Consider the following 13872-nt stretch of genomic DNA (forward strand, 5'->3'; position numbering starts at 1 on the left):
CCGACATTAATGTCCTCCGTCCTGAGATCCGACTAGGTCGGGTCAGGAGGGCACCGCTGCTTCGAGCAGAGCAATCCCTTCTTGAGCCACTCCCGCCCTTGCGGTGGTCGGGGATGCGCAGGCCATTAGAGAGCCACACCCCGAAGGTGGGCAGCCGAATAGAGAGCGACAAGCCCGACCACCTCGACCGAGCCTCGTCAGCCCCGGTCGTGCGGTCAATGAAACAAGCAGCCGAGTAGCGGTCGCGTCGATCAGCTGAAACCGGGGCGCTGAGTTCGATGGCGCCTATCGTTGGGACATGGTGCGCCTCCTGGTTGTCCTCATGTTGACCGCCGCTGGGTCGCTCGTTCCGGCGCTCGCTGCGCCCACCGCCGAGGCCGGCACGGCGATGTGCGGAGGCGCCGTCGTGACCATTGACCTGAACCAGCCGGGAGCGCCCGATCCGGAGCGGGACGCACGTGACGTCGTGCTGGGCACCCCGGGCGGCGACCGCATCGAAACCGGTGCGGGGGCGGACGTGGTCTGTGCTGGTGCCGGCGGGGACGTGGTGCGGGGCGGCCGCGGCAACGACACGCTGTACGGAGAGGCTGGCGCCGACCTGATCGACGGGGCGGCTGGCTTCGACCACCTTTACGGGAACGCGGGGGCGGACACACTGCGAGGCGGCCGTCTTCAGGACGACCTCTATCCCGGCGGAGGAGCGCCGAGCGGTCGGCGGGACAGATCCTACGGCGGCGCTGACATCGACCTCCTCCACAGCAGCAGCGGCAACGACCTACTCGCGGGCGGCAGCGGCCCGGACGTCGTCTTGTACGACCTGGTCAGTGACGCGACCGAAGGTGTCATCGTCGACCTCATGGTGGCTGGACGACAGGACACCGGAGCTGGCGGGCTGGATGAGATCGTCGATATCACCAATCTCGACGGCGGCGCGGGCGACGACATCCTGTCCGGGGACAGGAGGCGCAACAGGATTCACAGCGGGGGCGGGGCCGACGTGCTCAAGGGCCGAGACGGCAACGACGTCCTCGAGGGCGGCGCCGTTGCTCGCGGCGGCAAGGGCACAGACTGGATCGCCGGCGCAGAGCGCGCCTATGGCGGACCGGGCGCGGATCAGCTCACCTCCAGCGCCGCCGACCAGGTCCTGGTCGGTGGCCCCGGCAGCGATACCGTCAGATTCCCCGGCGACGGGTGCCGGTGCACCGACCCAGCGGACGGCGTGATGATCGACCTCGCGCTGGACGGACCTCAAGACACTCAAAGCGCGGGCTGGGACGAGGTCGTCGGCATCGAGAACGTGCTCACCGCCCGCGGCGACGACGTCGTGTCAGGCAACAGCGCATCCAACCGGCTGGAGAGCCAGTCGGGGGACGACATCCTCAACGGTCGCGAAGGCACCGACTGGCTAGACGGCGGGTCGGACCACGACACCTGCAACGGCGGCCCCGGCCACGACCACATCGAAGACTGCGAATAATGCGCGGTGCCGCCCGCTGCTGCCGCGCGGTGGGCGCACTCATGCCGAGTAAAGGGTATGAGCAGGGCAGGTGCCGGGAACGGGTGCGCGTGACGGCCTTGTGGAGCGATGCTAGGGCGCGTGAGAACTCTCTCGTTGGCCATGCTGTGCCTCGTCTTAACGGTCGCCGCGCTTAGTCCGTCGATGAGCGCCGCGCCGGTTGCACACGCCCGTGGCGACGTAGCGGAGTGTCTCGGGTATCCGGTGTCGATCTTCTGGGGTCCTGATGCGGTGGCAACTGAGGGCGACGACGTGATCATGGGCACCCCGGGTCCCGATGTGATCCACGGCCTCGGTCAGGACGACGTGATCTGCGGGGCTGGGGGCGACGATGTCATCTACGGCGACCGTGGATATGAGTCCATCAAGGGAGGGGCAGGTCGCGACCGCATCTACGGCGGCAAGGGCAACGACGGCGCGTATGGAGGCCCCGGCCGGGACGTGCTCGTGGGCGGTCCGATGTATGACTACCTCCTGGGGCAGGGAGGGAACGATCGTCTGCGCGGTGGGGCCAGGCCCGATCATCTGTATGGCGGTCCGGGCCACGACGTCTGTGATGGCGGTAAGGCCAGAGACGACAGACGGAGCTGCGAGGTGTGGCGGCCTCGCTGAACGCGGTTTCGCACGCTGCCGCATCGTGCGCGGCTCGGGGTGCGGACGGGCAAGATGACAGGTGAGGTCCAAGAGTTGGCCTAACGGCGGCGTCGCAGCATCCACAGACGCACTTCCCAAGCGCTGGCGGCGAGCACGCACAGCACGAAGGCGTAGAAACTCCATATGATTAAGGCGAGCCCTGCCATGTCGTTCCGCCCGGTGTCGCCGATCAGCTCCACTGGGAAAAAGGCTTCGCCGGTGATGCCGGCTAGCGCACAGATCCCAAGAGTGCCGATGCCGTAGAGCGCCACTCGCACACCTAAGGGCGAGGGGGTCTTCGACGCTCTCATTGCCACGTATCGATGGTAGAGCGACGTCAAGGTTCATCCCGCGGGTTCGCTCAACGCTCGCAAGTGCCGCCGCTGCGTGCTCGCTACTTCCGCTCGGTGGCGCGCTCATGCCGATAAGCGTGTGCACGGCAATTCTTGCGGGCGGCTCTCAAGGGACCAGATGAGTGCTTGCGATATCCCTAAGCCATGGAATGAGCGGAAGATCGCAGACGTGCTCGATCGCGACCCACAGCACGGCGTCCGTGGAGCCACCGACTTCTGGGCGAGCGGAGCCGGTCGAGACCTCCACCTCAAAAATCAGCCGGATGGAGTGAAGGCGCACTGGCTCGTGAACCATGTCGCTGACGTCTGAAACAACATCTAGGACGCCACCCACTCGCGCGTGTAGGCCCGTCTCTTCCAGGAACTCCCGCGCCAAACAATCTCTGGGGTTCTCACCGAACTCGACGCCACCACCCGGTAGCCACCATGTGCCGGGGACACCTGAATCAAGTGAAGCTTGCGTGAGAAGGACTGTTCCCTCCCGCCGCGCCACGCCGTAGGCAGCAACCCGTTGCCGGACACTCGTTGCACCCATGCAGTGCATCTTGCCGTGACTGCGAAACGCACGCTTTGGCGCGACCGGTGCGTGGTGTGCCGATGAGCGGTCTCCCTGCCTCACGATCTTTGTCGGGCGTCGTACCCAGCGCCGTTTCGTGATGGGATCTCGCTCATGGACGTGCTCGAGGCCGTGTTGAGTCCGCTGGCGGTGCTCGTGTATCCGTTTCTGTTCCCCATGCCCGGGCTCCTCGTGCTCGGCGGGCTGGCGTGGCGCATGTTGCGATGGTCACGGCGCCGACGTATCGAGAAGTTGCCACCGCCAATGTTCACGCAGCCTTGGGCGTGGATCGGCTGGAGCCTGGTCGGCGTCTACACGTTCCTCATCGGCGGACTGGCCGTCCTCGCGTGGCAACCTGCACTGCTTCTACTCGCGGTGCTTGTCGTTCCGCTGGGCACGATGACCTACGCACTCGTGCGCGCCCACGCGGCGTCGGAAGCACCTGAACGACTTACGATCCCCTAGGTGGCGGCGGTGAGGGCGCATGTCCTCGGGCTTGCTAGGGGCGGACGTCCGCTACTGGCTCCCCTCTGTGTCAAGACGCAGCGGGAAGTGCGGGTCTAGGCTCGGTGGTGGCGGGTTCGGGAAGTGACTGATCCGAAGAGCCGGTGTGGGGTTGTGAGCCGGTCGCGCTGGAGTCAGAGACGTTGCCCCGGTGTCCTCCCGGACCCGTCGCTTTCGCGGTGACGAGGTCGTCGAGCATGGTCTTGAACACGACGTCGGACAGCCTGCGTTTCAGGCAGCGCATCGCTTCGGTGTTGCTCTTCCCGGCAGCGGTCTTGCGGTCGAAGTAGGACCTGCCTTCGCTGGGTCGGCGCAGCTGCACGGTAGCCATGATGTGCAGCGTCTTGTTGATCTGGCGGTTCCCTGCCCGCGACAGCCGATGGCGCACGTGGTCACCGGAGGAGGCGTCGATGGGTGCGGTGCCGTTCCAGGAGGCGAAGTGGCCGCGGTCGGGGAACCGGGTGATGTCGCCGACCTCGACCAGCAGCCGAGCAGCGCCCGAGGGGCCGATCCCGGGAAGGTCGAGCAGACTGCTCCCGCTGGCTCGCACCAGCTCGATGAGCTCCTTGTCCGCGGCCTTCTTCCGCGTGTGGATCCGCTCCAGGTCGCCGACCAGCTCCGCGGCCACGCGGCGTCGGGTCTTTCCGGCCACATCTCGCGGGCGGACCTTGGCCAGCAGAGCTTTGGCCTGGGCGGCGGACAGGTCCTTCTTCGCCCCACCGGGGATGAGTTCCAGCAACAAAGCGTGCAGTTGGCTGACCTTGCGGGTGTGCTCCTCACCCAATGAGCGCCGGCGGTCGACAAGCAGCCGCAGCACCGCCAGGTCCTCGTCGTTGACCACGGGCCGCAGGCCAGTCATCCGGGTCCCGACCAGCGCGATCGAGTGGGCGTCGGTGGCGTCGGTCTTGCGTCCCTGGCCGGTAGCGAAGACCCTCGCCCGGGCGCTGAGCTTGGGCGGAACATCGACCACGTCCTCACCGCGGTCGACCAACCGCACAGCGATATGCCGGCCGATCCCGTTGCAGCCCTCGATCGCCCAGACGCGGTCGTCGAACCGGCTGACGTAATCCATCAACGCGGCGAAACCGGCCTCATCGGTGCCGAACCGGCCACCGTCCAACACCGCCTCATCAGCGGCCATCACCTCGATCGTGACCGACCGTTTGTGCGGGTCCATCCCGATCACGACCCGCCGCGACGTCTTCTGCATTGCTTGTCTCCGATGCTCGAACCGTTGGGTTGTCGAGCCGGGAGGGCAACGCTACTTCGAGCAGGGCAGACCCCTCTTGAGCCTCTCCTGGCCCTGGCGACGCCCGGCCCGCGCATGCCAGTAGAGAGCCACACGACGAATCGTGGGCAGCCGCACAGAGAGCAACGGACCGGACGCCTGGACCGAGCCTGGCCAGACACCGGTCCTAGAGCAATGGAACAAGTAGGCTCGGTGTGCGCGGTGTCGCACGCTGCTGCCGCACGGCGTGCGAGGTTGCCGAGTTGCGGATCTTCAAATCGATGCCACGTCTGGGCATCAACCGTCATTCTTGAGCGATGAGATCGGTCCTCATGCTGCTCGCGCTGACTGCCCCGCTCGCCGCTTGCGACTCGACCGACGCTCCTAGCCCAACAGGTGACGGGCCGCGGCCGTCCGGCAGCATCACCCTCACCTGGACGCAGCGACAGGGGCCGATCGACTACATAGACGGGGCAGTCGCTGACTTTGTTCTTGAGTCGGCTGACGGCACCCGCTTCGAGCCAGAGGGGCGCCACAACCAGCCGCGACGGTGGAGGACCCTGAGGCCAGGACCCTACACACTGACGGCGGGCCTCCGGCCATGTAGCAGTTGGTGCGACGACTCGGACCCGCTGAGAGACACATGCGCGGCGCACCTCGATATCGACGACGCGACTGACGTCAAGGTCCACGTGCGACTCGCCGGGGGACGGCACTGCTCGCTGTCCGTCAGCTGAACCTCCGGACAGTCGCACGCCACTGCCGCGGCGTGGGCGGGATCAGGTCGGCCTGACCAGCACGTCGGCGTTGAGCCCCGCGCTCTTTAACTCTGCGCTCGTGACGTCTGCCTCGAGAACGCTCGGAGGGTACGCACAGGCGTCTATCAGGGCGGCGTAGAGGCCCACGGAGGAGCGGTGCCGAGAGGGCAGATGCCAAGGTCGGCGAGGTGCTGTCCGCAGCCCTGTAGCGGGGCTACCGCGGTGCACCTGGTGAGAGTCCTGCAAGACCGAGGAGAGGAGGGTGGCCGTGATGACCGGTATTCACCGCGGCCACACACTCGCTGAAGCGGATTCCGCGATCTCGCTCCCCGGGTAGGAGTCGAACCTACGTCGCTTGTCCTGATTCAAAGTCAGGCGGGCCCTGCCGGCAGACCAACCGGGGAATGTAGGGAAAGCCTAGAGGCCGCGAGCCGGAGCCGCCGAACAGCACCACCCGAACATCGGCAGCCTGTTCAGCGGCACGCGGGACGCGCCAGCAGGCGCAGGGGTACGGCGGCCGCCATCGCCTTGTAGCCGGCGGGACTGAAGTGCAGGTGGTCGCCGCCGTCGTACGCCGGGCGGATCCGTGACGGGTCCGCGGGGTCGCGGACGGCGCGGTCGAAGTCGACGACGCCGTCGGCGACGTGCTGGCCGCGGATCCACCGGTTGACCTCGACCCGGGTCGGCTCGCCGGGCGCGCCGTAACGGGGCGGCTGGATCGTGCCGTTCTGCGGGGTGAGGGTGCCGAGGAGGACGCGGAGGCCCCGCTCGTGGGCGGCCGCGATCGTCGCGCGGTAGCCGGCGACCAGGTCATCGCGCGAGGCCAGGCCCTGGCCGATGTCGTTGATGCCCTCGAGCAGGATCACGGTGGTCGCACCGGAGCGGGCGAGCGCGTCCACCGGGAAGCGCGACAGGCCGGCCGGGCCGAAGACCGGCACCGCCGCGTCCTTCAGCAGCATGTTGCCCGACAGCCCGGCGTTGGCGACGGCGAACGGCAGGCCGCGGCGCAGGATCCGGCGCGCGAGGTGCTCTGGATAGCTCTGGAACTCGTCGACGTTCGTCGGCGTCAGCAGGACCGGCACGAACGACGCCTGGGTGCCGTCGGTGATCGAGTCGCCGAACGTCACCACGGACCCGACCCGCCGCGGCGCGCGCACGTCCATGCCGGCCAGGTAGGGGATGTTCTCGGGAAGCGACGGCGTCACGCCGGGGAGCGGGAGCGCCACGAACCCATGGGTGCCGTCGTCGGCGGTGTGGTCACCCGAGAGCGGCGGCGTCTGCCACGTCGTCTGCTCGGCGATCGCGTGCTGCGTCGGCGGGCCCGGCGATCCGACGACGTGCACGCTGACCAGCAGCACGTGGAAGGGCCGCACCCGCAGACGAACGGGGTCGCTGACCACCTCCCGGCCCTTCGGGACGGTGACGCTGCGGCTCCCCGCGAAGGTCAGCTGGCGCAGCGTGCCGTCCTCGACGACCGGGCCACCGGCCACCGGGTCCTGCTGGCCGACGGTCGCGGCGCCGAACGTGACCGGCCCGTGCCCGAACCGGTTGGAGAGCCGGAAGCGCGCCACCGACCCACCGTGCGTCGGCGCGACCTGGATCCGGAAGGTCTGCTCGACGGTCGGCTGCGCCAGCAGGGCGTCGCCGGGCGGTGCGTACCAGTCCGCCACCCAGTGGCTGCCGTTGCACCGCGCGCCCTCCGTCGAGGCGGCGGCGGTCGGGGCCGCCGTACGCGACGGAGCGACAGCGCCGAGCGCGGCGACCAGGATCCCGAGGACGATCAGCAGCAGGCGGCGCACGATGACCTCAACGACGCCCGCGGCGACCGGCTACTGCGAGCCGTCAGCGCAACAGGTCGCGCGCGATGACCATCCGCTGGATCTGGTTGGTGCCCTCGAAGATCTGGGTCACCTTGGCGTCGCGGAACAGCCGCTCGACGGGATACTCCCGCGTGTAGCCGTTGCCGCCGAGCACCTGCACCGCGTCGGTCGTGACCCGCATGGCCGCGTCGGTCGCGGTCAGCTTGGCGATCGACGCCTGCCGGGAGAAGGGCAGGCCGGCGTCCTTGAGCCGGGCGGCGTGGAGGTACGACGCCCGCGACCGCTCCACTGCTGCAGCCATGTCCGCGAGCATGAACTGCACGCCCTGGTTGGCGGCGATCGGCCGGTCGAACTGCACCCGCTCCTTGGCGTAGGCGACCGCGTGGTCCAGCGCGGCCTGCCCGATGCCGGTCGCGACCGCGGCGATGCCGAGCCGGCCGGCGTCGAGCGCGGACAGGGCGACCTGCATCCCGCGCCCCTCCTCGCCGATCAGCTGCGCCGCAGGGATCCGGGCGCCGTCGAAGAGCACCTGCGTGGTGACGTCGCAGGCCAGCCCCATCTTCTTCTCAGGAGCGCCGAACCCCATCCCCTCGGTGCCGTCGGGCACGACGAACGCCGACAGCCCCCGCTTCGGGTCGGGGGCGGTGCGCGCGAAGAGGATGTAGTAGTCGGCGCAGGACCCGTTGGAGATCCACTGCTTGGTGCCGTTGACGACGTAGCTGTCGCCATCGAGGACCGCAGCGGTCCGGATCGCGCTCACGTCGGAGCCCGCCTGCGGCTCGGACAGGCAGTACGCACCGAGCCAGTCGCCGCCGAGCATCCGTGGCAGCCACTCCTGCCGGAGCTCCTCGGAGCCGTTGGCGTGCAGCACCGTCGCGGTAAGGCTGTGCACGCTGGTGCCGACGCCGACACTGGGCCACGCCGCGGCGATCTCCTCCACGACCTGGAGGTAGACCTCGTAGGGCTGTCCCCCGCCGCCGTACTCCTCGGGGAAGGGCAGGCTGAGCAGGCCCGAGCGGCCGAGCAGTCGGTAGGCGGCCTCGGGGAAGACCGCAGCCTCCTCCGCCTCGTGCACCTGCGGCGCGAGCTCCTTCGTCGCGATCTCGCGGGTCAGCTCCAGGAGCTCCCGGGCCTCGTCACTGGGCAGCAGCCGCACCACGCTCACCCGGCCACTCTAGGGAGTCAGTAGGTGAGCTCCTGATAGGGGCTGACCGTGAAGCGGCCCGTGGTCTGGATGTCGATCGTCTGGATGCCGACCGGCTCCCCGCCGCGGTAGGTGATCACGGCGAACCCGGCCGGCCGACGCAGCTTGGTGCCGAGCGCGATGGCGTAGGCAGCGCCGCCCGCCGTGCCGACGGTGTAGGTGTAGCCGCGCTGGCCGTCCGGCCCCACGACGAGGGTCGGACCGGACTGCGTGTGGGTGTGACCACCGACCACCAGGTCCACGCAGCCGCGCTCGAGCGCCTCCTTGCCGAGGTTGGTGTCGTGCACGAGCAGGGTGTCGACCCTCTCGCCGTCCTGCTCGGCGTCGCACGCCGCGTCGGCGAGCCGGGAGCGCACCTCGTCGAAGGACAGGCCGGTCTCGTCGCGCCAGTCGCCCAGGCCGCTCGCGCGAGGGTCGTCGACGCCCAGGATGCGGGTGTCGCCCGGACCGTCGACCACGTCGCCGGCGTCGAAGTAGGTCCAGCCGAGGTCGCTCAGGTAGGACCGCACGAACGTGCCGTGGTCGTGGTTGCCGGCCACCGCCCAGCGCCGTCCGTCGAAGCCGTCGTCGAAGGCCTCGGCCAGCGAGTCGAGCGAGAACGCCTCCCACTTCTCCCCGGTCGAGGTGTCGTCGCCGGTGTCGAAGACCGCCGTGGCCCCGCCGGCGTCGGCGATCGCCCGAGCCACCTGGTCCATGCCGACGTTGTCGTGCCGGTCCGACAGCAGGAGTACGGCGGTCTCCCCGTCCTCGGGCTGACGCAGGTCGAGCGTGGAGGCGGTCGCGGCAGCCTCGGCGTAGAACTGCCGGCCCTCCTGGTAGGCGTGGACGGCACTCGCCACCATCTTCTGGGTCCCGCCGGCGTCGCCGCCGAGCACGTCGACACCGGCGAGCTCGTCCGGTAGGTCGATCGAGGGACCGAGGAACTCGGCGAGCGGCACCCAGTGCTCGGGCGGGCCCTTCGACCCGCCCAGACCGCGCCAGGGTGCCGTCAGCCCGACCACCACCAGCGCGACGACGAGCAGACCGGCGACCCCCTTGCGGGTCGGAAGCGCATCCACGACCTCGCGGCGCCGCCGGGCGCCGAGGAGCAGCCAGACGAGCACCGGCACCGCACCCGCGGCGAGGCCCCGCAGCACCGCGTCGATCGCCATGTCGCGGACCGCGTCCTTCACCTTGGCGATCGGCGGGTCCGGGTTGCTGCCGATCGCCGCGTACCGGCTGGCCAGCTGCTCGACGGATTCTGCGTCGGTGTGACCGAGCTCGATCTCGACGCCGATCACGGAGCCCGAGTCGGTCCGCACGTCGGGCAGCACCGGCCCGGTGCGGACGACGACCTGCCCGCTGAAGCTGGGCTGGACCCGAGCCTCGTGGCTCGCCAGCTCGATCGTGCGCTCGCCCGTCAGGAAGAACCCGGTCGCCGCGAGGGCGGACGCAACCAGCCACACGACGACGCAGGTCGCCGCCGGCAGCCAGGCGCGGAGCCGCTCCACGGCCCCGACTACTGCCTCGCGCGGAAGTCGGCGATCGCGTAGAGCGCGACCGAGGCCGCCACACCGGCGTTGAGGGACTCGAGCACCCCGGCCATCGGGATCGACACCAGCCGGTCGCACGTCTCGGCCACGAGACGGTGCAGGCCGTCACCCTCCGAGCCGACCACCACCACGAGCGGGCCGCCCGCGAGGTCGGCGTCGGCGACGAGCTCCGGGAGGGTCAGGTCGCCGTCGGCCGCCAGCCCGACGACGAAGCACCCGGCGTCCTGGTAGGCCTTGAGCTGACGGGTCAGGTTGACCGTCTGCGCCACCGGGATGCGGGCCGCGGCGCCGGCGGAGGTCTTCCAGGCCGACGCCGTCATCGAGGCCGCGCGCCGCTCGGGGATGACCACGCCGTGCGCGCCGAACCCGGCCGCGCTGCGCACGACCGCACCCAGGTTGCGCGGGTCGGTCACCGCGTCGAGCACCACGATCAGTGGCTTCTCGCCCATCTCCTCGGCCGCGGCGATCAGGTCGTCGGGGTGGGCGTACTCGTAGGGCGGGATCTTGGCCGCGAGCCCCTGGTGCACCGCACCCTGGGTCTGCCGGTCGAGCTCGCTGCGGCTCACCTCGAGCAGCGCGACACCGTGGTCGGCGCAGAGCTTGAACGCCTCGCGCAGGCGGCCGTCGCGATCGGTCCCCTCAGCCACGTAGACGGCGCTGATCGGGACCCGTTCGCGCAGCGCCTCGACCACCGAGTTGCGTCCGGCGATCCACTCCGCGTCGCCCGGCCGACGACGGGGGCCCCCGCGTCGGGCGGCGGTCTTCTTGGCCGCCGCCTCCTTGGCCTGCTTGGCCTTGTGCGCCTTGTGGTACTCCCGGTCCTCGGCCCGAGGGGTCGCCTTCTTGCCCTCGAGGCCGCGTCGCACCCGCCCGCCGGAGCCGGCCGTGGGCTTCTTGCTGGTCTTGCGGATCGCGCCCTTGCGGGACGAATTTCCGGGCACGTCAGTGTCCTCTTCCTCGTTGGTCGAGGAGGTCGCGCAGCGACCGTCTCGAGACGCCTGGCATCAGCTCACTGTCCACTTCGGACCGTCGGGGGTGTCCTCCACCTCGATGCCAGCCTGCTTGATCTGGTCGCGGATCGCGTCCGCGCGCGCCCAGTCCTTCGCCTCGCGCGCGGCGGCGCGCTCCTCGAGGAGGCCGGCGACGAGGACGTCGACGGCTCCCTTCAGCTTGTCGTCGCCCGACCCGGCGCCGCCGTCGGTCCAGGCGGGGTCGCTCGGGTCGAGCCCGAGCACGTCGAGCATCCGGCGCACCTCTGCGCGACGTACGAACGCCTCTTCGGCGTCGCCGGCGTCCAGCAAGCGATTGCCCTCGCGCACGGTGTCGTGCAGGACAGCGACGGCTCCCGGGGTGCCGAGGTCGTCGTCCATCGCATCCGCGAACGCCCGCGGCAGGGCGTAGCTGACGCCGTGCTCGCCCGGCGTCATCGCGCGCGCCGAGCGCTCCAGGAAGTTCTCGATCCGCCGGAACCCGACGGCCGCCTCGTCGAGCGCGTCGAAGGAGAACTCCACGTGGCTGCGGTAGTGCGCGGCCACGAGGTAGTAGCGCAGCTCGATGCCGCGGTACTTCTCCAGCACGTTGGGGATGGTCAGCGAGTTGCCGAGCGACTTGCTCATCTTCTCGCCGGCGGTGGTGATCCAGGCGTTGTGCATCCAGTACGTCGCGAACGGGCGCCCTGCTGCGCGCGACTGGGCCTGCTCGTTCTCGTGGTGGGGGAAGCGCAGGTCGACGCCGCCGCCGTGGATGTCGAACGCCGGACCAAGGTACTTGCCGGCCATCGCGGAGCACTCGATGTGCCAGCCGGGACGACCCGGACCCCACGGGGACGGCCAGGCCGCGGTCTCCGGCTCGGAGTCCTTCTTCCAGCCCTTCCATAGCGCGAAGTCGCGCGGGTCCCGCTTGCCGCGCGGGTCGGCGTCGCCGGCGGGCTCCATGTCGTCGATGCCCTGGTGGGTCAGCTCGCCGTACGACGGCCACGACCTCACGTCGAAGTAGACGTCGCCGGAGCCGTCCTCGGCCGGGTAGGCGTGGCCCTTGCCGATCAGGTCGCTGATCAGCTCGACCATCTCCGGCACGTGCCCGGTCGCGGCCGGCTCGTAGGTCGGCGGCGCGACGTTGAGCGCGGCGTAGGCCTTGTCCAGCTCCCGGTGCATCGCGTAGGCGAGGTTGTACCAGGGACGTCCCTGCTCGGCCGACTTCGTCAGGATCTTGTCGTCGATGTCGGTCACGTTGCGGATGAACGTGACGTCGTACCCCTGGTGGCGCAGCCAGCGCTGGAGCACGTCGAAGTTCACACCGGAGCGCACGTGGCCCACGTGCGGCTCGCTCTGGACCGTCAGACCGCAGACGTAGAGACCCGCTTTGCCCTCCTCGAGGGGCACGAAGTCACGGACTTCGCGGGTCGCGGTGTCGTAGAGCCTGAAGGTCACCCGGCCAGTCTAGGGACGAGCGGCCGGTCCACCCGAATCCAGCGTGTGACAGGAGTGACGGGTGTGACTTACCGTGGAGCTCATGCGCCGTTCCCTCGCCGCGGGCCTCGCCAGCGTCCTCCCCCTTGCCGGGCTGACCGCCTGCAGTGCGACCGACGCGCCCGACGGCTCCGCGGTGGTCCTGGCCGCCACCAGCGACCGGCAGATCGAGCTCTCGCGCTGGGACACCGCACGCCAGTGGCGCAAGGGCGAGACGGCGGGCACCGCCGTCGACGGGGGCGACCTCGTCTTCGACTCGGCGGTCAGGAGCGCGACGGCCGCCGGGCGCAGCTACGACGTCGCCCGCTGGACCTCGCCGTGGGTGACGACGGGCTTCGACTACACCGAGCTGGTCGCGTCGTGGTCGGCGACCACGCCGAAGGACAGCTGGATCGAGATCGAGGTCCGCGGCCGCGACGGCAGCGACCGGACCACGTGGGACACGATCGGTCGCTGGGCCTCCGGCGACCGCTACCTCCAGCGCTCGACCGACTCCGGCCAGGGCGACGACGGCACCAGCGTCGCGGTCGACACCTGGCGTACGCCGGGACTGCCGGCCTTCCAGCTCCGGGTCCGGCTCGCGCGGCGGGCCGGTGCGTCGTACCGCCCGCGCCTCGACCTCGCGACCGTGATGACCTCGCGTGTCCCGAGCACCGCCGGGCCGACGTCCCAGGCCGGGCCGGCGCGCGGCGTCGTGCTGCCGGTGCCGCGCTTCTCCCAGATGGCGCACCGCGGCCACTACCCGCAGTGGGGCGGCGGCGGTGAGGCCTGGTGCTCCCCCACGTCGACCTCGATGGTGCTGGCCTACTACGACGCGCTGCCGCCGGCCCGGCGCTACGCCTGGGTGCCCGCCGGCCACGTCGACCCGTGGGTCGACCACGCGGCGCGGATGACCTACGACCACGCCTACGACGGCACCGGCAACTGGCCGTTCAACACCGCGTACGCCGCCCCGCTGGCCGGCAAGGCGTTCGTCACCCGGCTGCGGTCGGTGCGCGAGGCCGAGGAGCTCCTCGCAGCCGGCATCCCGGTCGTCGCGTCGATCGCCTTCGGGCCCGGCGAGCTCGACGGCGCCCCGATCAGCGCCTCCGACGGCCACCTCCTCGTGATCGTCGGCGTGCGCGACAACGGCAACGTGGTCGTCAACGACCCGGCCTCCAGCGACCGCCGCCACGTCCGCCGCACCTACGACCGCGCCCAGTTCGAGCGCGTGTGGCTGGACGCCTCCGGCGGCCTCGCCTACGTCATCACCGACGCCGCCCACCCGCTCCCCGATCCGCGGGCCGCCACCAACTGGTGA

The 13872-nt window shown here is 70.2% G+C and carries 12 protein-coding genes and 1 tRNA gene; 4 read left to right on the forward strand and 9 right to left on the reverse strand.

Annotated features, from left to right (window positions below; translation table 11 throughout):
- Positions 1 to 298 precede the first annotated feature (298 nt).
- A complete protein-coding gene (locus ACAX67_RS13060) occupies positions 299 to 1477 on the forward strand; it encodes a calcium-binding protein (protein WP_370704282.1) in 1179 nt (392 codons plus the stop codon).
- A 120-nt stretch (positions 1478 to 1597) separates the two neighbouring features.
- The gene (locus ACAX67_RS13065; protein ID WP_370704283.1) at positions 1598 to 2128 is read left to right on the forward strand and encodes a calcium-binding protein; all 531 of its coding nucleotides are present in this window, start codon (positions 1598 to 1600) and stop codon (positions 2126 to 2128) included.
- An 80-nt stretch (positions 2129 to 2208) separates the two neighbouring features.
- Here ACAX67_RS13065 and ACAX67_RS13070 read toward each other — a convergent pair whose 3' ends face one another.
- Both ACAX67_RS13070 and ACAX67_RS13075 read right to left on the reverse strand, forming a co-directional pair.
- The gene (locus tag ACAX67_RS13070; protein ID WP_370704284.1) at positions 2209 to 2421 is read right to left on the reverse strand and encodes a hypothetical protein; all 213 of its coding nucleotides are present in this window, start codon (positions 2419 to 2421) and stop codon (positions 2209 to 2211) included.
- Between the two features lie 187 nt (positions 2422 to 2608).
- On the reverse strand, positions 2609 to 3046 hold the full coding sequence (locus ACAX67_RS13075; RefSeq protein WP_370704285.1) for an NUDIX hydrolase: 438 nt from the start codon (positions 3044 to 3046) through the stop codon (positions 2609 to 2611).
- 126 nt (positions 3047 to 3172) lie between these two features.
- On the opposite strand from ACAX67_RS13075, the gene ACAX67_RS13080 reads away from it, so the two are divergent.
- Positions 3173 to 3523 (forward strand): hypothetical protein, encoded by a 351-nt coding sequence (locus ACAX67_RS13080; protein ID WP_370704286.1) that lies wholly within the window; start codon positions 3173 to 3175, stop codon positions 3521 to 3523.
- Positions 3524 to 3593: 70 nt separating this feature from the next.
- Here the strand turns inward: ACAX67_RS13080 and ACAX67_RS13085 are convergent, their stop codons facing one another.
- The 7 genes from ACAX67_RS13085 to cysS all read right to left on the reverse strand — a co-directional run bounded on the left by ACAX67_RS13085 (position 3594) and on the right by cysS (position 12533).
- Complete coding sequence (locus ACAX67_RS13085) at positions 3594 to 4772, reverse strand: IS110 family RNA-guided transposase (protein ID WP_370704287.1); 1179 nt, start codon at positions 4770 to 4772, stop codon at positions 3594 to 3596.
- Between the two features lie 1101 nt (positions 4773 to 5873).
- A tRNA-Gln gene (locus tag ACAX67_RS13090) sits at positions 5874 to 5952 on the reverse strand.
- A 69-nt stretch (positions 5953 to 6021) separates the two neighbouring features.
- Positions 6022 to 7347, reverse strand: coding sequence for a GDSL-type esterase/lipase family protein (locus tag ACAX67_RS13095; RefSeq protein WP_370704288.1), 1326 nt, complete (start codon positions 7345 to 7347; stop codon positions 6022 to 6024).
- 43 nt (positions 7348 to 7390) lie between these two features.
- Positions 7391 to 8533, reverse strand: coding sequence for an acyl-CoA dehydrogenase family protein (locus ACAX67_RS13100; RefSeq protein ID WP_370704289.1), 1143 nt, complete (start codon positions 8531 to 8533; stop codon positions 7391 to 7393).
- A gap of 17 nt (positions 8534 to 8550) precedes the next feature.
- Entirely contained in the window at positions 8551 to 10062 is a 1512-nt protein-coding gene (locus ACAX67_RS13105) for a metallophosphoesterase family protein (protein ID WP_370704290.1), read from the reverse strand.
- A gap of 8 nt (positions 10063 to 10070) precedes the next feature.
- On the reverse strand, positions 10071 to 11045 hold the full coding sequence (gene rlmB / locus ACAX67_RS13110) for a 23S rRNA (guanosine(2251)-2'-O)-methyltransferase RlmB (protein WP_370704291.1): 975 nt from the start codon (positions 11043 to 11045) through the stop codon (positions 10071 to 10073).
- A 63-nt stretch (positions 11046 to 11108) separates the two neighbouring features.
- Complete coding sequence (gene cysS / locus ACAX67_RS13115) at positions 11109 to 12533, reverse strand: cysteine--tRNA ligase (RefSeq protein WP_370704292.1); 1425 nt, start codon at positions 12531 to 12533, stop codon at positions 11109 to 11111.
- A gap of 82 nt (positions 12534 to 12615) precedes the next feature.
- On the opposite strand from cysS, the gene ACAX67_RS13120 reads away from it, so the two are divergent.
- Entirely contained in the window at positions 12616 to 13872 is a 1257-nt protein-coding gene (locus ACAX67_RS13120; RefSeq protein ID WP_370704293.1) for a C39 family peptidase, read from the forward strand.

This window comes from Nocardioides candidus, from assembly GCF_041321175.1.
Taxonomy (GTDB): Bacteria; Actinomycetota; Actinomycetes; order Propionibacteriales; family Nocardioidaceae; genus Nocardioides.